The 21,676-nt window shown below is 71.8% G+C and carries 15 protein-coding genes; 11 read left to right on the top strand and 4 right to left on the bottom strand.

Translation table 11 applies throughout. The annotated features are described in order from the left end of the window. Positions 1-153: 153 nt before the first annotated feature. The 4 genes from AB0L06_RS10190 (at position 154) to AB0L06_RS10175 (ending at position 9,700) form a co-directional block, all read left to right on the top strand. Positions 154-6,696: an SDR family NAD(P)-dependent oxidoreductase gene (locus AB0L06_RS10190; RefSeq protein WP_500230626.1), complete on the top strand. Its 6,543-nt coding sequence runs from the start codon at positions 154-156 to the stop codon at positions 6,694-6,696. Positions 6,697-6,720: 24 nt separating this feature from the next. Next, the gene (ccrA, locus tag AB0L06_RS10185; protein WP_500230625.1) at positions 6,721-8,037 is read left to right on the top strand and encodes a crotonyl-CoA carboxylase/reductase; all 1,317 of its coding nucleotides are present in this window, start codon (positions 6,721-6,723) and stop codon (positions 8,035-8,037) included. Between the two features lie 136 nt (positions 8,038-8,173). Further along, complete coding sequence (locus AB0L06_RS10180; protein WP_500230624.1) at positions 8,174-8,716, top strand: nuclear transport factor 2 family protein; 543 nt, start codon at positions 8,174-8,176, stop codon at positions 8,714-8,716. Between the two features lie 117 nt (positions 8,717-8,833). Next, positions 8,834-9,700 (top strand): alpha/beta fold hydrolase, encoded by an 867-nt coding sequence (locus AB0L06_RS10175; RefSeq protein WP_500230623.1) that lies wholly within the window; start codon positions 8,834-8,836, stop codon positions 9,698-9,700. Positions 9,701-9,730: 30 nt separating this feature from the next. Here the strand turns inward: AB0L06_RS10175 and AB0L06_RS10170 are convergent, their stop codons facing one another. Then, positions 9,731-10,000 (bottom strand): helix-turn-helix domain-containing protein, encoded by a 270-nt coding sequence (locus AB0L06_RS10170; protein ID WP_500230622.1) that lies wholly within the window; start codon positions 9,998-10,000, stop codon positions 9,731-9,733. Between the two features lie 340 nt (positions 10,001-10,340). On the opposite strand from AB0L06_RS10170, the gene AB0L06_RS10165 reads away from it, so the two are divergent. The 3 genes from AB0L06_RS10165 (at position 10,341) to AB0L06_RS10155 (ending at position 14,588) form a co-directional block, all read left to right on the top strand. Beyond that, positions 10,341-11,312 carry a zinc-binding dehydrogenase gene (locus AB0L06_RS10165; RefSeq protein WP_500230621.1) on the top strand — a complete coding sequence of 324 codons (972 nt, stop codon included), beginning with the start codon at positions 10,341-10,343 and terminating at the stop codon, positions 11,310-11,312. Positions 11,313-11,435: 123 nt separating this feature from the next. Further along, a complete protein-coding gene (locus AB0L06_RS10160) occupies positions 11,436-12,809 on the top strand; it encodes a thioester domain-containing protein (RefSeq protein WP_500230620.1) in 1,374 nt (457 codons plus the stop codon). Between the two features lie 360 nt (positions 12,810-13,169). Continuing rightward, the gene (locus tag AB0L06_RS10155; protein ID WP_500230619.1) at positions 13,170-14,588 is read left to right on the top strand and encodes a thioester domain-containing protein; all 1,419 of its coding nucleotides are present in this window, start codon (positions 13,170-13,172) and stop codon (positions 14,586-14,588) included. 111 nt (positions 14,589-14,699) lie between these two features. Here AB0L06_RS10155 and AB0L06_RS10150 read toward each other — a convergent pair whose 3' ends face one another. Then, positions 14,700-15,536: an NAD(P)H-binding protein gene (locus tag AB0L06_RS10150; RefSeq protein WP_500230618.1), complete on the bottom strand. Its 837-nt coding sequence runs from the start codon at positions 15,534-15,536 to the stop codon at positions 14,700-14,702. Positions 15,537-15,640: 104 nt separating this feature from the next. Between AB0L06_RS10150 and AB0L06_RS10145 the strand changes: the two genes are divergently transcribed. Then, positions 15,641-16,573: an AraC family transcriptional regulator gene (locus tag AB0L06_RS10145; RefSeq protein ID WP_500230617.1), complete on the top strand. Its 933-nt coding sequence runs from the start codon at positions 15,641-15,643 to the stop codon at positions 16,571-16,573. Positions 16,574-16,744: 171 nt separating this feature from the next. Continuing rightward, positions 16,745-17,785, top strand: a complete 1,041-nt coding sequence (locus AB0L06_RS10140) for a dipeptidase (protein WP_500230616.1) — start codon at positions 16,745-16,747, stop codon at positions 17,783-17,785. A gap of 43 nt (positions 17,786-17,828) precedes the next feature. Here the strand turns inward: AB0L06_RS10140 and AB0L06_RS10135 are convergent, their stop codons facing one another. Next, on the bottom strand, positions 17,829-18,416 hold the full coding sequence (locus tag AB0L06_RS10135) for a TetR/AcrR family transcriptional regulator (protein ID WP_500230615.1): 588 nt from the start codon (positions 18,414-18,416) through the stop codon (positions 17,829-17,831). Positions 18,417-18,498: 82 nt separating this feature from the next. Here AB0L06_RS10135 and AB0L06_RS10130 point away from each other — a divergent pair, with 82 nt between their 5' ends. Both AB0L06_RS10130 and AB0L06_RS10125 read left to right on the top strand, forming a co-directional pair. After that, entirely contained in the window at positions 18,499-19,392 is an 894-nt protein-coding gene (locus AB0L06_RS10130; protein ID WP_500230614.1) for an NmrA/HSCARG family protein, read from the top strand. A gap of 218 nt (positions 19,393-19,610) precedes the next feature. Continuing rightward, the gene (locus AB0L06_RS10125) at positions 19,611-21,032 is read left to right on the top strand and encodes a thioester domain-containing protein (RefSeq protein WP_500230613.1); all 1,422 of its coding nucleotides are present in this window, start codon (positions 19,611-19,613) and stop codon (positions 21,030-21,032) included. Between the two features lie 137 nt (positions 21,033-21,169). Here the strand turns inward: AB0L06_RS10125 and AB0L06_RS10120 are convergent, their stop codons facing one another. Next, positions 21,170-21,646: a GNAT family N-acetyltransferase gene (locus AB0L06_RS10120; protein WP_500230612.1), complete on the bottom strand. Its 477-nt coding sequence runs from the start codon at positions 21,644-21,646 to the stop codon at positions 21,170-21,172. Between the last annotated feature and the right edge of the window lie 30 nt (positions 21,647-21,676).

The following is a 21,676-nucleotide window of genomic DNA, read 5'->3' as shown; positions in this document are numbered from 1 at the left end:
CACTTTGCTTGCCAGTGGGTCTTGTCATCGGCGTGACAAGTGGCCACTGAGAAAAGTGGCCTGTGTGCGCATCGTGAGCCGGTCAAAGTAGGACATCGTGGACCTCCTTCCGTGCCGCACGAACGATCCCGCGTTATTGGGGGAACCCCGCAGATGCACTCCCGTGAGGGAATCGGCGAGGACGCGATCCGCCGGTACCTGGTCGAGCAGATCGCGCTCCGCTCCCACGTCGAGCCCTCCGAGGTGGATCCCGACCGTCCGCTGGAGGAGTTCGGGCTCGCCTCGCGTGACGCGGTCGCGGTCGCGGGGGAGCTGGAGCAGCTGCTCGGCCGCGCGCTGCCCGCGACCCTCGTCTGGGAGCACCCCACGATCAACCGGCTGTCCGCCGCGCTCGCCGGACGCGCCGAGACGCCGGTCCCCGCGCCCGCCGTGGCGGTCCGCGCGGACGAGCCGATCGCGGTGGTCGGCGTCGGCCTGCGGATGCCGGGCGGCGACCGCGACCTGACCGGCGCGGACGACTTCTGGCGGTTCCTCCTCGGACGCGGCGACGCCGTCCGCGAGGTCCCGGACGGCCGCTGGGACCCGTTCGACGACGGATCCCCCGAGGTCGCGGACCTGCTCGCCCGGACGACCCGGCTCGGCGGCTTCCTCTCCGACATCGCCGGTTTCGACGCCGGGTTCTTCGGGATCACCCCGCGCGAGGCCGCCGTCATGGACCCGCAGCAGCGGCTCGTCCTGGAGGTGGCCTGGGAGGCGTTCGAGCACGCGGGCCTCGCGCCCGCCGCGCTGCGCGGCACCCGGACGGGCGTGTTCGTCGGCGTCTCCGCGCCCGAGTACGCGGCGTTCACGGCCTCTGACCTGGCGTCCCTGGAGCCGTTCACGGCGACCGGCGCGGCCCTCAGCGTGATCGCCGGGCGCCTGTCGTACCTGCTGGACCTGCGCGGGCCGTCCATGATCGTGGACACGGCGTGCTCGTCCTCGCTGGTCAGCGCGCACCTGGCCGTCCAGGCGCTGCGGACCGGCGAGGCGGACGTGGCGCTCGCGTCCGGCGTGAACGTGCTGCTCTCGCCGACCGTCACGATGACCTTCGACCTCGCGGGCGGGACGGCGTCCGACGGGCGCTGCAAGGCGTTCGACGCGAGCGCGGACGGCATGGTCCGCGCCGAGGGCTGCGGCGCGGTCGTCCTGAAGCGGCTCTCCGACGCCGAGCGGGACGGCGACCGGGTGCTCGCGGTGATCCGCGGCTCCGGCGTGAACTCCGACGGACGCTCGAACGGCCTGGTCGCGCCGAACTCCGAGGCGCAGAAGGCGCTGCTGCGCGACGTGTACGCCGCCGCCGGGATCGACACCCGCGAGGTCGACTACGTCGAGGCGCACGGGACGGGCACGTTCCTCGGCGACCCGATCGAGGCGAAGGCGCTCGGCGAGGTGCTGGGCGCGGGGCGCGACGCCGATCGTCCGCTACTGCTGGGCTCGGTGAAGTCGAACCTCGGGCACATGGAGGCGGCGGCGGGCGTCGCGGGGCTGGTCAAGGCCGTCCTCGCGCTGCACCACGGGGTGATCCCGCCGTCCAACCACTACAAGGAGCCGAACCCGCACATCCCGTTCGACGACCTGCGGCTCGCGGTCGTCGGCGAGGAGACGCCGTGGCCGCGGCGCGGTCACGCGCGCCGGGCGGGTGTGTCCGGTTTCGGCTTCGGCGGGACGAACGCGCACGTCGTCCTGGAGGAGGCCCCGGCCGCCGAGGTCACGCGCGAGGACGTTCCGGTTCGCCTTTACCCGCTTTCCGACACGTCCGAGGACCGGATCCGCGCGTACGCGTCCGAGCTCCTCACCTGGCTCGATGGACGCGATGTCGCGGACGCCGACCTTGCGCGGACGCTGCGCCTGCGCGACGGACGCGGACGCGCCCGTGCCGCCGTCGCCGCCCGCGACCGCGCCGGGCTCGTCGACGGCCTGAAGGCGCTGGCCGAAGGGCGTCCGCACCCCGGGCTGGTCAGCGGGACGGCCGTCGGGGTTCCGGGACATCCGGTCTGGGTGTTCTCCGGGTACGGCGCACAGCGGACGGGCATGGCGCAGCGGCTCCTGGAGGAGGAGCCCGCGTTCGCCGAGGCCATCGACGACCTGGACGCGCTGTTCGCCGACGAGGGCGGCCCCGAGCTGTGGGCCGTCCTAGAGGAGGGCGAGCCGATCGAGGGCGGCCCGGCCGTCACGATGCCGCTGCTGTTCGCGATCCAGATCGGGCTCGCGCGCATGTGGACGGCGTACGGCGTCACGCCCGGCGCGGTCGTCGGGCACTCGATGGGCGAGGTCGCCGCGGCCGTCGTCGCCGGGAAGCTGTCCCTCGCGGACGGCGTCGAGGTCATCTGCCGCCGCTCCCGGCTGCTGTCCCGGCTGGTCGGCGGCGGTTCGATGGCGGTGCTCGGCGCGTCCGCCGCCGAGGTCGCCCGCCTCGCCGACGGCCTGGACGATGTGCATGCGGCCGTCCACTCCTCGCCGAGGCAGACGGTCGTCACGGGCGACGCCGAGCAGGTCGCGACGGTCGTCGCGCGCGCCGAGGCCGAGGGCCGCCTCGCCCGCCTGATCAAGGCCGAGGGCGCGGGCCACTCCCCGCAGGTCGACACGCTCCTGCCCGACCTGCGCGAAGCCCTCGCCGAGGTCGGCGCGAAGCCCGGGACCCCGTTCGCCGATGGCGTTCGCCTCTACACGACCGCGCTCGACGACCCGCGCGCCGACGTTCCGATGGACGCGGACTACTGGGCTCAGAACCTGCGCAACCCCGTCCGGCTCACGGACGCGATCGCGGCCGCCGCGGACGACGGTTTCCGGACGTTCATCGAGGTCAACGCGCATCCGATCCTCGCGCACGCGGTCGGCGAGACCCTGGACGGCGTCGGCGCGTTCGTCACCCACACGCTGAAGCGCGCGCCCAAGGGCCAGGAGACCGACGACACCCTGACCTTCCACGCGCAGCTCGCCGGGCTCGCCGCGCACGGGTACCGGATCGCGGCGCCCACCGACGGCGCGGTCATGGACGTGCCGTCCGCGCCCTGGCGGCACGAGCGGCACTGGATCGACACGTCCCGGACGCGCCGTCGCGGCGCGGGCCGCGACGAGCACCCGCTGCTCGGCGCGCACGTCGAACTCCCCGGCGAGGAACGGCACGCCTGGCGTGCCGACGTCGGCACGGACGCCCAGCCGTGGATCACGCCGACGCTCGGGCTGAACGTCCTGCCGCCCGCCGCGTTCGCCGAGATGGCGCTCGCCGCCGGAGCCGAGGCGCTCGGCGTCGAGTCCGTGCGTATCAACAGCCTGTGGATAGAGAAGCCGCTCGCGCTCGACGCGTCCACGACGGTCACGACCACGTTCGGCGAGGACGAGCAGCGCGTCGAGATCCACGCGCTCACCCCCGCCGGAACCTGGACCCGCCTGGCCAGCGCCGACGTCGGCGAGGACCACCACACCCCTGCGCCCCCGCTCGACGGCCCGGCGACCGAGATCGCGGCGGCCGAGCGCGGCAGCCGCCACTACCGCCTGCACCCCGAGGTCTTCGAACGGGCACTCGGCGTCCTTTACGCGGAGGTCGACGGCGACGTCCTCGTCGAGACGATCGGCGGCCTGCGCGTGCACGGGCCGACGCACCGCGGCGGGCACGTCCGCGCCACCTTCGACGGCACCCATGGTGACCTGCGGATTCTCGGTCCGGACGGTCAGGTGCTGGTAGAGGCCACGGGCATCACGCTGCGCCGCGTCGAACGTGCCGACCTGCCCGTCCCGCTCTCCGGCAAGCTCGCCGAGGTCGTCTGGGACGCGTCCGAAACCCCCGAAGCGGTCGTGTCCGAAGCGTCCTGGTTGCTGCTCGCGGACGACGCCGACCCGTTCGCGGCGTCCGTCGCGGACGAGCTGGAGCGCCGCGGCCACACCGCCACGCGCGCTCCGATCGGCACCACGCCGTCCGCCGACGTGCACGGCGTCGTGCTGCTGCCCGGCGACCTCGCCGACGAGGACCTCGTGCTGACCGTCGCGCGCACGTCCGTCGCGACCCCGGACGGCCCGCGCCTGTTCGTCGCCACCCGTGACGCGCTGCCCGTCCTGCCCGGCGAGTCCGGAAGTCTCCGGCAGGCCCACGTCCGCGCGATCACGCGCGTCCTCGCGTTCGAGCGGACCGTCCAGCGCGCCACCCTCGTGGACGCCGCCCGCGCGGAAGACCTGGTCACAGAACTCCTCGCCGACACCCCGTCCCGCGAAACCGCCTACCGAGCCGGCACCCGCCACACCGCCCGCCTAGCCCCCGCCCAACTCCCCACCCCCAACGCCCGCGAGGCTGTGGACACCCGCGAGGTTGTGGACGCTCGCGCGGTGGGTGATGCACATGCGGGGGCCGACACGGCCGCCGGGCCCGACGGCCGTGCGGTGGGGCGGAGGCGGCGGCGGGTGGTGCGGCGTGGGGGGGCTTACGTCATCACCGGTGGGTACGGCGGGATCGGGCTGGTCACGGCTCGGATGCTGGCCGAGCGCGGGGCCGCGCGGATCGTGTTGTCCGGACGCTCGGGACCGTCCGCCGACGCCGAGAAGGCGATCGCGCGCATGCGCGAGGACGGCGTGGACGTCGGGGTCGTCCTCGGCGACATCGCCGAGCCGGGCGTCGCCGAGCGGCTCGTCGAGGCCGCCCGCGAGGGCGGGGCGACGCTGCGCGGGGTCGTCCACGGCGCGGGCGCGATCGACGACCGCATGGTCACCGACCTCGGCCCGGACGACCTGCACCGCGTGTGGGCCGCGAAGGTGGAGGGCGCACGGGCGCTGTCCGAGGCGACCTGGGACGCCGATCTCGACTGGTTCGTCCTGCATTCGTCGGCCGCCGCGCTGCTCGGCTCGCCGGGGCAGGCCGCGTACGCCGCGGCGAACGCCGCGCTGGACGCGCTCGCCACGCACCGCCGCGCGCACGGACGCGCCGCCACGACGATCAACTGGGGCACGTGGTCACGGGTCGGCGGGGCCGCCGACCTCGCGGTCGCGGTCATCGAGCCGATCACGCCGGACGAGGGCGTGGAGGCGCTGGAGGCGCTGCTCGCCGCCGACGCGACCGCCGCCGGCGTGCTGCGGTTCGACGCGTCCGCCGCCGTGGGCCTGTTCCCCGAGGTCACGAACATGCCGTTCTTCGCGGCGCTCACCGAGGCCGTCGCGGCGGCCGCCCCGGACGCGGGCGACTGGCCGGGCATCGAGGCCGTCCGGGCGCTCGACCCGGCCGAGGCGCGCGCCCGGATCGCCGCGCAGGTCAGGTGGCGGATCGCGTCCGTGCTGGGCTTCGCGCCCGAGCGGCTCGACCCGGCCGTCCCGCTCACCGACCTCGGGCTGGACTCGCTCGTCGCCGTCCGGATCAAGAGCGGCGTCGAGTACGACCTGGGGCTGACCGTCCCGGCGTCGGTGCTGCTCAAGGGCGCTTCGGTGGACGTGTTCGAGGAGTGGGCCGCCGAGGAGCTCGGCCTCGCCGGCGCCCCGGCGCCCGCCGCCGCGACGGCCGTGTCGAACGCCGAGTCCGGGTACGTGATGGCGCGCGACGCCGCCGAGCGCCTGGCCGTCCGGTTCTTCGAGGACGTCCTCGGCCTCGACCGGGTCTCCGTCGTCGCCGACTTCTACGCCGACCTCGGCGGCACGGCCGAGAAGGCGGACGAGGTCGTCGCCCTCCTCCTCAAGGAGCTGGGCCGGGAGGTCGGTCGGGGTTGGTTGGTCGGGGAAGATGGAGAGGCGACCAGAGGAGAGCTGTTCGCGACGCCGACCGCCGAGCACGTCGCGGAGTACATCCGCGCGGCGGACGAGGAGGCCGCGCGGCAGATCGTCCGGCCGCTGAAGCCGTCCGGGGACCGCCGTCCGATCTTCATCGCGCACCCGGCGGGCGGCACGACCGCCTGCTACCGGCAGCTCGTCGACCTGCTCGGCGACGACCAGCCGGTGTTCGGGCTCGAGCGGTTCGACGACGCGCCCCCGGTCGAGGAGCGCGCGGCCCGCTACGTCCAGCAGATGGTCGAGGCGCAGCCGGACGGCGCGTTCCGGCTGGGCGGATGGTCGTTCGGCGGCGTCCTCGCCTACGAGACGGCGCGTCAGCTGCGCGAGGCCGGACGGGACGTCGAGTTCGTCGCGCTGTTCGACGCGGGCCTGCCGCTGCCCGTGGACGACGAGTCCGACACCCTCGCCCGCCGGTTCGCCGCGTTCACCGAGTACATCAACGAGACCTACGACCTGGACGTGGCGCTCACCTACGAGGAGCTGTCCGGCCTGTCGGAGGAGCAGCAGTTCGCGCTGGTCATGGAGCGCGCGGCGCCGCTCGCCGAGCTGATCCCGCCGGCCGCGCTGCACCACCAGCTCACCTCGCACCAGGACACCCGGTCGCTGGAGGCCTACGAACCCCGGCCCTACGACGGCCGCGTCATCCTCTACTACGCGCCCGAGGAGACCCCCTGGGCCGTGAAGGACGCCCGGTACGTCCTGGACGGGATGAACGGGTTCGGCCCCCTCTGCCCCGCCCTGGAGAAGGTCGTGATCCCTGGGGTGCACCACCTGAACCTGCTCGACCCGCCCGGCGTGGAGATCCTCGCAGCCCACCTGGACGGGCAACTCGCCGCCGACGCAGCCGACGCCGCCGACCCCGTTCCGGGAGGAGCGCCGAGCGGCTCGGCGGACCTGTCCCCGGCCCACTGACCCCCCCCGCGGAGGAATCCCCCCATGTCCGATCTGCTCGAAGCCGTCCGGTCCGGCGCGTCCGGCCGCGAGCTGGCCGAGATCGACCTGCCCACGCGGTACCGCGCCGCGTTCACCCGCAAGGACGAGGTGGGCATCTTCGCAGGGCAGGCCGACAAGGACGTCCGGCGGTCGATGCACGTCGGCGAGGTCGAGATGCCGGAGATCGCGCCGGACGAGTGCGTCGTCGCGGTGATGTCGGCGGCGATCAACTTCAACACCGTCTGGTCGGCGATCTTCGAGCCGGTGCCGACGTTCGCGTTCCTCGAGAAGTTCGGACGGCAGGGCTGGTACGGCGCGCGGCACGACCTGCCGTACCACGTGCTCGGCTCGGATGGCGCGGGCGTCGTGGTCCGCACGGGCGCGGGCGTGAAGCACTGGAAGGTCGGTGACCGGGTGGTCATCTCCCCGTCCTACGTGGACGAGGAGGACCACGGCTCCTACGACGACGGCATGATGTCCGAGACCCAGCTGGCCTGGGGTTTCGAGACCAACTTCGGCTCGCTCGGCGACTTCTGCGTCGTCAAGGCGAACCAGCTCGTCAAGAAGCCCGCCCACCTGACCTGGGAGGAGGCGGGCTCCAACACGCTGTGCGCCGCGACCGCCTACCGCATGCTCGTCGGGACGCACGGCGCCCGCATGAAGCAGGGCGACGTCGTCCTCGTGTGGGGCGCGACGGGCGGGCTCGGCTCGTTCGCCACGCAGCTCGTGCTCAACGGCGGCGGGATCCCGGTGGCGGTCGTGTCGTCGGAGGAGAAGGCGGAGATCGTCCGGGCGCAGGGCTGCGAGCACGTCATCGACCGGACCCGGCTCGACCTCGGTGAGGGCGGGCTGCGGAACCCGAAGGCGGGCCGGATCCTCGGCGAGGCCATCCGCGGCCTGGTCGGCGAGGACCCGGGCATCGTCTTCGAGTACCTCGGCCGCGAGACGTTCGGCACCTCGGTGTACGTCGCCAAGCGCGGCGGCAAGATCGTCACCTGCGGCTCGTCCACCGGGTACCGGCACGAGTACGACAACCGGTTCCTGTGGATGCGGCTGAAGAGCATCATCGGCTCGCACGGCTTCAACTACCACGAGGCCGTGCAGGTCAACCGGCTGTTCGGGCTCGGCATGATCCACCCGACCCTGTCCCGGACGTACGCCCTCTCCGAGGCCGGCGAGGCCACCCGGGCCGTCCAGACCAACGAGCACGTCGGCAAGGTCGCCGTCCTGTGCGGCGCGACCGCCGAGGGTCAGGGCGTCGAGAATCCGGCGCTGCGCGAGCGCATCGGCGAGGAGAAGTTCCACCTCTTCCGCCGCTGATTCCGCCACTGATTCCGTCCCTGAGGCCATCGCCGGGGCCGCCGGTCACCTTCACCGGCCCCCGATCGATCACTTTGTGTCAATCTTCTGCTACTTTCAGTCACTGAAAGGATCATCGCCCGGACGGAGACAGGGCATGGCGCTACCAGAACCGACCGTGGAGGCCCGGCTCACCGCCCTGGCCGACCACGCCGAACTCGTCACGCTCCTGGACCGCTACGCGCGCGCCCTGGACGAACGCACCCTCGATTCCCAGGCCCTCGCCGCCCTGTTCACCCCGGACGCGACCGTCAGGCTGCCCACGGAGGAGTACGCGGGCCTGACCGATGTGTCCCAGTACCTGCTCGCCTCCATGGCCACGTCCGGGACGACCCAGCACATGTACGCGAACCACCTCGTCGAGCTGAAGGGCGACGCGGCGTCCCTGCGCGTGAACTCCAACGCGACGTACGTCATCCTCGGCAGCGAGAGGGTCTACATCGCGGGCTCCATCATCACCGGGACCGCCGTCCGCACCCCCTACGGCTGGCGCCTGAAGTCCCTGGCCTTCACCCCGACCTGGGACACCCTCGCCACCTTCCCGACCGGCGGGGACGCCAGGCCCGCCGAAGCCGACGCGTCCGCCGAAGCCGACACATCCGACGAAGGCGACGCGTCCGACAGAGGCGACAAGGATTAGCTCGTCTGTTTTCCCGCGGGATGTCGATATGACGGCGGCGGCTCCGACCAACGGGTGAAGGGCCCGCCAGGGGCCCGGTGATGGAACCGATGAGTTTCCAAATCCGCAGGAGTCGATATGGACATGACCACGCACACGCTCGAGACGGCCGGAGCGGACCTCGTCTACGACGTCCAGGGCCCGCTTCCCACCGCGGACGGACGCCCGCCGCTGTTCATGATCGGACAGCCCATGACGGCCGAGGGCTTCCGTGCGCTGGCGCCCCACTTCCCCGACCGCACCGTGGTCACCTACGACCCGCGCGGCCTGGGGCGCAGCGTCCGCAAGGACGGCCGCACCGACAACGACCCCGCGACCCAGGCCGGCGACGTCCACGCGATCATCGAGGCGCTGGGCGCGGGCCCGGTCGAGATGTTCGCCAGCAGCGGCGGCGCCGTGACCTCGCTGGCCCTGGTCACGGCCCACCCGGACGATGTGACGACCCTGGTGGCGCACGAGCCGCCGATGATCCCCGTCCTCCCCGACGCGGACGCCGCCGGACGCGCCCGGGCCGCGGTCCAGGACGCCTATGAGGCCAAGGGCTTCGGCACGGGCATGGCCGCGTTCATCGCGATGACGTCCTGGCAGGGCGAGTTCGACGACGCCTACTTCGCCCAGCCCGCCCCCGACCCGGCCGCTTTCGGCATGCCGTCCGAGGACGACGGCAGGCGCGACGACCCCCTGCTGTCCGACGCGTCCTCGGCGGTCATCGGCTACGACCCCGACGTCCAGGCCGTGCTCGCCGCTTCCACCCGCGTCGTGATCGCCGTGGGCGAGGAGACCGGCGACGCGTTCACCGGTCGCACCGCCCGGGCGATGGCCGCCCTGCTCGGCCATGAGGCCGCCGTGTTCCCCAGCCACCACGGCGGCTTCGGCGGCCCTGAGGGCGGCTACCCCGGAAAGCCCGAGGCCTTCGCCCGCAAACTCCGCGAAGTCCTGGCCTGAATCCGAGGCGGCCGCTCCGCTTCGCCGGCCTCAGGCCTCGTCGGTGAACGTGACGGTCAGCCTCGTTCCGAGCACGTGGGCCAGCCGGCTGAGGACCCCGATCGCGGGTATGGGCCCACCGGTCTCGAGGCGGGACAGGGCGGGCTGGGTCATCCCGGCCCGCCCGGCCAGCTCGACCTGTGAGAGCCCGAGTGCCAGCCGCCTTTCGCGGACCGCGCTTCCCAGCTCCTGAGCGAGCCGGGCCTCCTCGCGCCGAGCAGCGAGTTCCCACCTGCTCTGAGGGGCGCGACCACCGTTCATCTTCCTGTCGTCCTTTCGTGCTCCCGCCCGGTTCGCCCAAGCGGGAGAGCCCCGCCCGTGGACGGGGTGTGGGGTGGGTGGGGTTAGAAGGTTCGCCAGAAGTCGTAGTCGTGGGTGTGGTCGAAATCGGTGGGCCGGACGGCGCCGGGGGCCGCCGTCGTCGTCGCGGCGGTCGTCGCCCATCGATTCTTCATCCGTCCTCCTCCGGCCCCTCAGCCTGGCGATGTGGCGACGCCGGCGCCATGGGGCTTTCCCCCAGGTCGGGGGTGGAGTTTCGTCCCCCTTGACCTCAAGTTCTCTTGAGGTTGCAGGCTGGGATCCTCGAGCGAGGGGAGTGGGCATGCGGGTGGCACAGGTGACGCGTTTCGGCGGTCCGGAGGAGCTGGTCACGGCCGAGGCGCCGGACCCGGCGGCCGGGCCGGGGGAGGTCGTGGTCGACGTCGAGGTCGCGGGGATGACCTATGTCGAGACGCAGATCAGGCAGGGTGTCGGCAAGTGGCACGCCAAGCCGTCCCTGCCGTACGTCCCGGGAGGTCTGGTCGCCGGACGGGTCAGCGAGGCCGGCGACGGGGTGGACGCGTCCTGGCTGGGACGTCGCGTCCTGGCGCGCATCGGTGAGAGCGGCGGGTTCGCGGAGCGCGCGGTGGCCCAGGCCGCCGAGCTGTTCCCCGTCCCGGACGACCTGGGCCTGCCGGAGGCCGTCGCGCTGTGCAGCGACGGCCGCACCGCGCTGGGCCTGGTCGAGACGGCCGGGCTCGTCCGCGAGGACGTGGTGCTGGTGGAGGCGGCGGCCGGGGGTGTCGGGACGCTGCTGGTGCAGCTGGCGCTGGCCGCGGGCGCGCGCGTGATCGGCGCGGCGCGGGGGGAGCGCAAGCTGGAGCTGATCCGCGAGCTGGGCGCGGACGCCGCGATCGACTACTCCGAGCCCGACTGGACGAAGCAGGTGCTCGAAGCGACCGGGGGTACCGGCCCGACCCTGGTCTTCGACGGCGTCGGCGGCGAGATCGGACGCGCCGCCTTCGGGGTCACGGCGCGCGGCGGACGGTTCTCCGTCCACGGAGCGGCGAGCGGGGACGCCACGTTCGTCGACCCCGCCGAAGCGGACGCGCGCGGCGTCACGGTGATCGGTATCGAGCAGCTCCGAGGTTTCGGCCCCGACCTGGACCGATGGGCTGGAGAAATGCTGGAAAAGGCCGCAGCCGGAACAATTCATCCGATCATCGGCCAGACATTCCCGCTCGACCGCGCCGCGGACGCGCACGCCGCCATCGAGAACCGAACGGCACTCGGCAAGACACTTCTGATCCTCTGACCGCCCCACGGAATAGCGCGCTCGTCAACGACCGGCCCCCAAGATCGCCAATTGAGGGTGCATGGGACATGATGGGACCGCCCCCCTGAAGATGATCGACGAATCGAATGGGGGATGGTGCTCATGAATGGCCTTTCGCGCCGTTCAGGGTGCGTGATCGCGGCGGCGCTGGTGTTCCTGTCCTTGTGCGTCTCGCCGGCGTCGGCCGGTGTCGATCCACGCCACTGGGACCTGGGGCCGCGCGCCCGTGCGGATCTACCGCCCACGGCGGAGTTCAGCCTCATCGCGCTCGGGCCCGGCGGCGAGATCACGGGCTACGTCGGCCCCGACACGGTCGACCCGCTCAACGGCTACCCGTCCAGCGGGTACGACACGACCGGCTTCGACCGCTTCGACCTTCCGTACGCGGGCATCATCCAGGGCGCCAAAGCGGACGGCACGCGGGTGCGCACCTACTGCCTCGACCTCGAACACGAGGTGTGGGGCCGGATGGCGTACAGGTACGGCACGTGGAGCGAGACACAGGTGGTGAACCTCGGATACATCTCGCGTGCGATCCACGACTTCTACCCGAACACCGACGAGCCCGCCGGGCTCACCGACGAGGAGAAGGCCACGGCCGTCCAGGCGGCGATCTGGTTCTTCTCCGACAGGTACGTCCTCGCCGACACCGACCCTATGTTCTCCGTGACGTCCGCCATCGTCGCGCGAGTCCTCCAGGAGGGGCCGCTGCCGGAGCCGCCGCCTCCGTCGCTGACGATCAGCGGCCCGGACAGCGTCCACGCGGGTGTCGTGTCGGGCCCGTTCAGGGTCGAGACCACCGCGCCGCGGGCCGTCGTCACCATCACCGGCGGTGAGATGTTCGCGGACGCCGCGGGCACGCGGCCGATCCCGAGCGGGACGGAACTGGCGGCTGGCGAGGCCTTCTACGTGCGGTCGCCCGAACCCGGGCAGCTGAGGCTGTCGGCGAGTGCGACCGCCGCCCATCAGGTCGGCAACGCCGCGGTGTACGTGCGGGACGCCGCGGGGCAACCGGACTTCCCGGAGCAGGGCCAGAAGATCATCCTCGCGCAGGACGACCCCGTGGACCTGACCGCCGACAAGGACGTCGAGGTCACCGAGGCTCCGCCGGTCCCACCGGTCCCGCCGGTGCACAGGCCGTCGATCTCGGTGGAGAAGCGGGTGCGTCCGGGCGCCTACCACCGGCCCGGCCAGGTGCTGCACTTCAGGGTCAAGGTGACGAACACCGGTGACGTGGCGCTGAACGACGTCCGTGTCGACGACGGCCTGTCGAGGGTGCGGTGCCCGCGGACGACGCTGGCGCCGGGGCGGTCGATGTACTGCACCGCGACGTACCGCGTCACGCGGAGGGACCTGCGGCGCCGGTCCGTGAGGAACTGCGCCGTCGCGATGGCACGGCCTCCGGAGTCGGAGGGAACCGTCAAGTCCCGCCGCGCGTGCGTGCGGGCGTACGGGCATGTTCCTGTGACCGGCTAGGTCACGCCCGGGGAGGGGCCCATGGTTCATCGACGCCGATGGACCGTGGGCCCTCTTTTCGCACCCGCCGCCGATCTCGTCGTTCGTGCCACGCCCGGGAGTCGAAGACGATCGGTGAAATCCCTGCCGATCCCCCTGTGCCGGCCCCCTGTGCCGCCCTCGGCGAAGTGCGCTCGAGGTAAATCGTCATGGCGGCAAGGCAAAATTATGTTCGGCGTTTCTTCATCATCCGCCCGTCCTGATAGGTGATCGAAGTCGCGCGTGGCAGCATCGCCGCTACCCCCCCAAAGATGATCGACGAATCGACGAAATGAATGGGGGACGATGCTCATGGATGGCCTTTCACGCCGTTCAGGATGCGTGATCGCAGCGGCACTGGTGTTTCTGTCCTTGTGCGTCTCGCCGGCGGGGGCGGGGGTCGAACGGGACCCGCTCCCGACGCGCGGCCGTACGGACCTCCCGGCGCGCAGCCGTACGGATCTCCCGGCCACGGCGGACTTCCGCCTCGCCCGCCTGGGACCCGGTAGCCACCTCAGGGGCTACGTCGGCCCCGAGTCGCTCGACCCGACGAAGGGCTACCTGGCCGCCGGATACGACCGGACCGGCTTCCACCGCCGTGACCTCGCGTACGCGGGCCTCCGCCAGGGGATCAGGGCTGACGGCTCTCGTGTGCGCACCTACTGCTTCGACCTCGCGCACCCCGCGCGGGACCGGATGGCGTACCGGTTCGGCACGTGGGGCGAGGCGAAGGTGCCGAACACCGGCTACGTCTCGCGCATCATCCACAACTACTACCCGAACACGAACCAGCCCGCCGGGCTCACCGCCGGGGGTAGGGCCGCGGCCGTTCAGGCGGCGATCTGGTTCTTCTCCGACCGGTACGTCCTCGACGGCCGCGACCCGCTGTTCCCCGCGACATCCGGAATCGTCTCCCGGGTGCTCAAGGACGGGCCGATGACCGAGCCGACGCGTCCGGGCGTGGCGATCAGCGGTCCGGAGCACATCCGCGCCGGCGCCGTGTCGGGCCCGTTCACGATCAACACCACCGCGGACAAGGAGACCGTCAGGCTCACCGGCGGCGAGATGTTCCTGGACGCCGCGGGCACGCGCCCGATGACGGCCGGGGCGGCGATGAGGACGGGCGCGCCCTTCTACGTGCGCTCCGCCTCACCCGGGCACCTGAGGATGTCGGCGACGGCGAGCATCACCTACCCGGTCGGTCAGGCCGCGGCGTACGTGCGGGACGTGGCGGGGCAGCCGAACTTCCCGGAGCGGGGACAGAAGATCATCCTCGCTCAGGAGGACTGCGTGCCCGTGACCGTCCTGAGGGACATCGTGGTCGACGTGCCGCAGCCGGTGCTGGCGCCGGTACCGCCGGCGCCCGTGCCGGTGCCGGTGCCGGCGCCCGTGCCGGTGCCGGTCGTGCACAGGCCGTCGATCACGGAGGAGAAGACGGTGCGTCCGGGCACCTACCACCGGGCGGGCCAGATCCTGCACTTCCGGATCAGGGTGACGAACAACGGTGACGTCCCGCTCGACCGCGTGTCGGTGGAGGACCACATGCGCGGCCTGTCGGCCGTGCGGTGCCCGCGGACGGACCTGATGGCCGGCCAGTCGATGGTCTGCACGGCGAACTACCGGATCACGATGCGGGACCTGATGAGGAAGTCCGTCAGGAACTGCGCGGTCGCGAGGGGCCGGAACGCCGCGACGGGCGTCTACGTGACGTCCCGCCGCGAGTGCGCCCGGTCCTACGGGAACGTTCCCGTGACCGGCTAGGCACGACACCTCGGTGAGGGTGTCCAGGTTCAACCGAACCTGGGCACCCTCTCTTCTTTTCGCGCCCACCTTCCAGAGCCTCCTAGCCGGACCGCCGGACCCCCGGAGGCGTCACCGCCACAGGGCGGCGTTCTCGTCGGCGTAGGACTTCAGGGACCGGGGCGGGCGGCCGGTGATCCGCTCGACCGTGTCGGTCACGACGGCGTTGCCGCCATCGCGGATCAGCTGGAACAGGCCCTGCTGCCAGGTGATCTGCCCCTCGTTCAGACCGTTCTGCCGCATGGCGTCGCCGAACCGGTCGGGTGTGAGGGGCGTGTAGCGCAGGTCCCGGCCGGCGGCCTCTCCCAAGATCCCCGTCACCTGCCGGAGGGTGAGGACCTCGGGGCCGGTGATGGTGTGGATCATTCCGGCATGGCCGTCCTCGGTGAGCGCGGCGGCGGCGACCTCCGCGACGTCACGCGTGTCCACGAAGCCCACCTCGGCCTCGGCGGCCGGGAGCGCCAGCGCGCCGTCCTCGCGGAGGGAGGTCGCGAAGCCCGCGCCGAAGTTCTGGTGGAACCAGTTCGGCCGCAGGACGGTCCACTCCTTGCCCGAGGCCCGCACGTCCGCCTCCCACGTGGTCATCGGGACCGTGTCGGGCATCCGGTCGACGCCCAGGACCGACATCAGGACGACTCGGCGCAGGTCCGGCGCGGCGGCCACGAACTCGCGGACGAGACCGGGCTCATCGGGCCTCATGTACGGGCCGACCACGTACAGGCCGTCGACGCCCTCCAGCGCCGGGGCCCACGTGGAGCGGTCGGCCCAGTCGAAGCGCACGGGCTCGACACCGGGGACGGCCGTCCCCGGATCGCGGCTCGCCGCGCGCGTCGGCACATCGCGGGCCACCAGCGCGTCCACCACGTCCCTGCCGGTCTTGCCCGTCGCTCCCAGCACCAGAACGGTCATCGTGTTCCTCCTCGGATCGCATCTTCCGAGAAGGACAGTAGGGTTCACGGCCCGGACGATGAATGCCTGCAAGTCCGGGATTCATGTCTTAGAGTCCTGGAGTTGTGGACGTTCTCACTGACGCGCTCGCCGCGATGCGGACGGGCCGAACCCGCGCGGTCCGCACCGACGTGCACGCTCCCTGGGGCCTGCGCTTCTCGGCGGCCGTCGGCACCACCTTCCACGTCGTGCTCCACGGCACCTGCTGGCTGCTGGCCGACGGGACGGACCCGCTCGAACTGGGGCCGGGTGATGTGGTGTTCCTGCGTGAGGGCGGCGGCACGCACTCCCTCGCCGACACCCCGGGAACGCCGCTGACCGACTTCCGTCCCCAACGCACGGAACCCGATTCGCCGATCGGACACGTTCGCGTCGAGGGGCCCGGAGCGCACTCGGTTCTGCTCTGCGGCGCGTACCAGCTCGACCGGACCCGGCCGCATCCGCTGATGAGGGACCTGCCCGAGCTCCTGCACCTGCCCTCGAGGGGCGCGGAGCTCGGTCACCTCGTCGGCCTGCTCGCGACGGAGGTCGACCGCGACCGTCCGGGCCGGGACGGCATCGTCCCCTCGCTGGTCGACGCGATGCTGCTCTACATCCTGCGCACCTGGGCGGACGAGCGGGCCGGCGCGCCCGGATGGGCCCACGCGCTCGCCGACGGGGCGATCGGGCAGGCCCTGCGCGACATCCACGCCCGTCCGTCCGTCCCGTGGACGGTGGAACGGCTGGCCGCACGCGCCGGACTGTCCCGCTCGGTGTTCGCCCAGCGGTTCACCGCCCTCGTGGGCGAGCCTCCGGTGTCGTACCTGACCTGGTGGCGCATGACCAGCGCCGGCCGGATGCTGCGCGAATCGGACGCCTCGCTCAGGAGCGTGGCCGAACGGGTCGGCTACACGTCCGAGTTCGCCTTCGCCAAGGCCTTCAAGCGCGAGTACGGCGTGGCGCCGGGCACCTACCGCCGAACGCGCCCCACCGCCGACCCGCGACCCGCCCCACACTGAGACCGGCGAGCCCCATCGGGGAACATCTCGGTGTGCGCGAAGCGAGGCATGGCGACTCCCCCCGATGGTTCGCCACCATCCTCGTCCGCGCCCTCGCCGGAGTCCTGGGGTGACTCCCGAGCCGGACGAATGGCCATAAGCTGCGGCTATCGGGCGTAGAAGGGAACCTAGATGTTCGCTGAACTCCATCGTCGTGCGGTCGTCGCCGACACCCACAACGACCTCCTGATGGGCGTGGCAGCCCGTCCGCCCGCGATGTGGGCGGGGTTCTTCCGGGAGCGCTGGCTGCCCCAGCTGCGCGACGGAGGCGTGGACCTGCAGGTTCTTCCGGTCTTCATCGACGAGCAGTTCCGTCCGGAGGGGTCGCTGCGCGAGACCCTCCGGATGATCGAGGCCGCGCACGTGCTCGCCGAGGGCAACGCCGACGAGGTCAGCCTGTGCCTGGACGGCGAGGAGGTCGACCAGGCGCTGGCGGACGGGAAGATCGCCCTGGTGCTGGCCCTGGAGAGCGCCCCCGGCCTCGACGCGAACGTCGAGCTGTTCTCCACCCTGCACCGACTGGGCGTGCGGGTGGCCTCGATCGCGCACTGGGGCCGGACGCCCCTGGCCGACGGCAGCGGCGAGGACGCCACCGGCAGCCGCCTGACGGCCGCCGGGGTCGCCGCGCTGGCCGAGATGGAGCGGCTGGGCATGATGTTCGACGTCTCCCACCTGGGAGCCTCGGGCGTCGCCCACGTCCTGGAGCTCGCGACCCGTCCGGTCATCGCCACGCACTCCTCGGCCCGCGCCCTGCGCGACCACCACCGCAACCTCACCGACGACCAGCTCCGCGGCGTCGCCGCGACCGGCGGCGTGGTGTGCGTCAACTTCCTCGCGGGCTTCCTCAGCGCCGATCCCGCCGAGTGGACCGTGGACCGCCTCGTCGACCACATCGAGCACGTCGCGTCCGTCGCGGGAATCGACCACGTCGGCCTCGGCCCCGACTTCGTTCGCGAGCTCCAACTCGAACTCACCCCGCCCTGCTGTGAGGGCATGGTCGCCATGGCCGGTTTCGACGTCAAGGCCGTCGTCCCCGGCCTGGACGGCCCGCGCGGCCTGCCCCTGGTCACCGAGGCGCTCCTCCGCCGCGGCCACTCCGAACCCGACATCCAGAAGATCCTCGGCGAGAACGTCCACCGCCTCTTCCAAAAGGAACTGGGCCGCCCCGCCTGACACCACGCACCGCACCGGCCATGCCGATGGCCGGGGGCAACGTTCAGTCGCGCTCGGACGGTGCGCGGAAGCCTTCGAGAGTGAAGGTGAGGATTCGGTCGGCTTGGGCGGGGGTGCTCTGCTCGCCTGCCCAAGCCGCGGCGTTGACCAGCGCGTACAGGTCGGAGGCCGTGACGTCCGGACGGATCTCGCCTGCCGCTCGTGCTCGTTCCACCAGTTCCTCGCTGGAGGCGAGTACCGCGTTGCACGCTTCGTGGAGTTCGGACGTCTCGTCCTCGATGGCCTCCATGAGCATGGCGCCGAGTCCTCGGTAGGTCGCGGTGTGGGTCATCGCCGTCCGCGCCCAGGAGGCCAGGCCGTCGAAGGCGGACGGGGCGGCGAGGAGTTCGGCGCCGGTCGAGGCCAGGGCGTGCATGCGGTCGCGCATCAGCGCTTCCAGCAGGGCCCGGCGGGTCGGGAAGTGGCTGTAGAGCGTGCCGTTGGCGACCCCGGCGCGGCGGGCGATCTCCTCCAGGGAGAAGTCGGCGCCGTGCTCGGCGAAGGCGTCCGCCGCCTCGGTGAGGAGCCGCTCGTAGTTGCGACGCGCGTCCGCGCGCATGCGGCGCCTGGGGGCGGGCGTGCCGGTGTCCATGAACCCTCGCTGGATAAGTTGAGGCTGTCTCAAGTATGTTTCTTGAGGCAGTCTCATTTTAACTTGTCCGAGGAGTACAGGCATGTCCGTGGAGCATTCGTCCGTCGCCGACGGGACCGTCCTGGTCACCGGGGCCACCGGCAGGCAGGGTGGAGCCGCCGCAGCACGCTTGCTGGCCGACGGCCGTCCCGTCCGCGCTTTGGTCCGGGACCCCGCGGCTATGGCGGCACGTGAACTGGCCACTGCCGGTGCCGAACTCGTTCAAGGCGATCTGGACGATCCGGACAGCCTCAAGGTGGCCATGGCGGACGTCCACGGAGTCTTCGGCGTCACCCCGGACGACCTGGACGCCGAGCGCGAGATCCGGCGCGGCCGCCACCTGGTGGAGGCCGCCGCCGCGTCCGGCATCGCGCATCTGGTCTTCGCCTCGGTCGGCGGCGCCGAGCGGGGCACCGGCATCTCCTACTGGGAGAGCAAGTGGGCCGTTGAGCAGCGCATTGCCGAGCTCGGCGTCCCGGCCACCGTCCTGAGGCCGGTCCGCTTCATGGAGAACCACGCCATCCCCGGGCTGGGGCTGGGCGGCATTTCCGCCGACGGCGTCCTGCGCCATCTGTTCGCGCCGGACGTGCCCGTGCAGCTGATCGCGGTCGACGACATCGGAGCGTTCGCCGCCCTCGCCTTCGCGAACCCCGACGCGTACCTGGGCCAGGCGCTGGAGCTGGCGGGCGACGAACTCACCCCCGAGGCCACCGCCCGCGTGATCAGCGGACGCCTCGGACGCGAGATCACGTATGAGCAGGTCGCGGGCGAGGAACTGAACCTGAGCGAGGACGCCGCCCGCGCCTTCAGCGGACAGCACGGCCTGTGGCGCGCCGACATCCCCGCCCTGCGCGACCGCCACCCCGGCCTCCTGGACTTCCCCTCCTGGCTCGACCAGGGCGGCACCGAATCCATCGCCGCCCTCTTCACCGACTGACCCCGCGCGTCGCGGATCCACCGGTCCGGCCCGATCATCCAGCGGCCGGACCGGCCCACCCGAACCGCCCTCCGCGGGCACCGGCCGGACCTGAGGACGTCGGCACGCAAAGAAATGTGCAGAAGGTGTTGATGATCCTTCCCGCTTGATCGTGAACCGATGCCGTCCGAGGAATAACCGTCGCAGCAGAAAGATGATCTATAGGTCGATGGGGGGCGATGCGCGTGGACGGATTGTCGCGTCGTTCAGGGTGTGTGGTCGCGGCGGTGCTGCTGCTCTTCTCGGTGTGCGTCTCACCGGCGGCGGCCGGCGTCCGTCCCGGCGGTCAGCCGAGGCACGTCCGGGCGAGTCACCCGGCTGAGAGGCACGTCCGGGCGAGGCTCCCGGCCAACACGGACTTCACCATCACAGGCCCGGGAGCCGGCACCGGCGTCGCGGGCTTCATCGGCCCTGATTCGCTCAACCCGCTGGACGGATATCCGACCTGGCCGATCGAGTGGGACCAGTACACCCGCCACGACGTCGATTTCGCGGGCATGATCCTCGGGCAGAAGCACGACGGCACCCCGTTGCAGCTCTACTGCATCGATCTCGATCACGTGGTGCAGTACGGGACGTCGTACAGGTTCGCCCCGTGGAGTGAGGCGGAGGTCCCGAACCTCGGGTACATCTCGCGCATTCTTCACGACTACTACCCGAACACGAACGAGCCCGCCGGGCTCACCCCCGACTATGTGAAGGCCGTGGCCGTCCAGTCGGCGATCTGGTTCTTCGCCGCGAAGTACTTCCTCGCCCCGGTCCCGCCGATCTTCGACGCGACGTCCGAGATCGTCAACCGGGTTATCGCCGAGGGGCCGCTGCCGCCTCCCCAGGTTCCGGAGCTGAGGATCAGCGGCCCGGACGGCATCCAGGCGAACGTCGTCTCGGGCCCGTTCACGATCCACACCACGGCGGCGAGGGCGGCCGTCCACATCACCGGCGGTGAGATGTTCGCGGACGCCGCGGGCACGCAGCCGATCCCGAACGGGACGGAGCTGAGCAACGGCGAGACCTTCTACGTGCGATCCGCCGAACCCGGCCGGGTGAGACTGTCGGCGACGGCGCAGGCCGTCCGTCAAGCGGGCGAGACCGGGCTGTACGTACAGGACACGGACGACCCGGAGGCCCCGGCGGAGGGCCAGAAGGTCATCCTCGCGACCGACGTCAACATGAACCTCGACGCCCACAAGGAGGTCGAGGTAACCGAAGGTCCGCCGGTACCACCCGTACCGCCGGTACCGCCGAAGCACAAGCCGTCGCTCAAGATCCAGAAGTGGGTGCGTCCGGAGGCCTACCACCGTGCGGGCCAGGCGCTGCGCTTCCAGTACAAGGTGACCAACACCGGTGACGTCCCGCTGGACCGCGTGCTGGTGGACGACCCCAAGCGTGGCCTGTCGGCGGTGCACTGCCCGCAAGGTTCACTGCGGCCGGGCCAGTCGATGATCTGCACGGCGACGTACCGAGTCACCAAGAAGGACCTGAGAAACCGGTCCGTCAGGAACTGCGCCGCCGCGAACGGACGAGATCCGGCATCAGGCACACCCGTCAGATCCCGCCGCGCATGCGCCCGCGCCTACGGAGCCATCCCAGTAACCGGTTAGACAAGACACCCAGAGGGGTGTCCGGACCCAAGGTCCGGACACCCCTCTTCACGTACTCAAACGGTCCATCGCTCGGCTGCGATGTTGGCGAGGCAAGGTGACGGGCCGCCCCTGGTCTCCGCCAAAACATGTGTTGCCTAACCGCGTGGTCGGACCGCGTTCTTGATGGCGGACGGGCCGACGAACTCGGCGGGGAGGGCATCCATAAGGATCTCGTCGCAGCGGTCGCCGAGCCAGTACCCGGACTGGCGACGGACCCCGCTCCTCCGGAATCCGGCCTTCTCGTACGCGCGGATCGCGCCGACGTTGGGTGCCAGGACGGCGAGATGGACGCAGGCCAGGTTCGTGACGTGCCAGGCGTAGTCGAGGGTGAGCCGGGTCGCCTCTGTGCCGATGCCACGACCTCGGGCCGGTGCCCCAATCTGGATGAAGAACTCGGCGGTACGGACGTGGTGGTCGACGAGCAGCGCAGTGGCGCCGACAGGGACGGACGGCCCGTCGGCGCTGGTGTCGTAGACGGTGAATCGTGCCTGGTCAGCGGTGCCGCGAGCTTGGTGCTGGTAGCCCTCCCTGCGGTTCTCGAGGGAGTCGGGGGTCTGCCGGCCATAGCCCACGAGGGCCCCTGGATCCTGCTCCCACCGCCA

It is taken from the genome of Spirillospora sp. NPDC052269 (assembly GCF_040679435.1).
Taxonomy (GTDB): domain Bacteria; phylum Actinomycetota; class Actinomycetes; order Streptosporangiales; family Streptosporangiaceae; genus Spirillospora.
The sequence above is the reverse complement of the archived record's forward strand: the minus strand, read 5'-3'. Positions and strand labels throughout refer to the sequence as shown.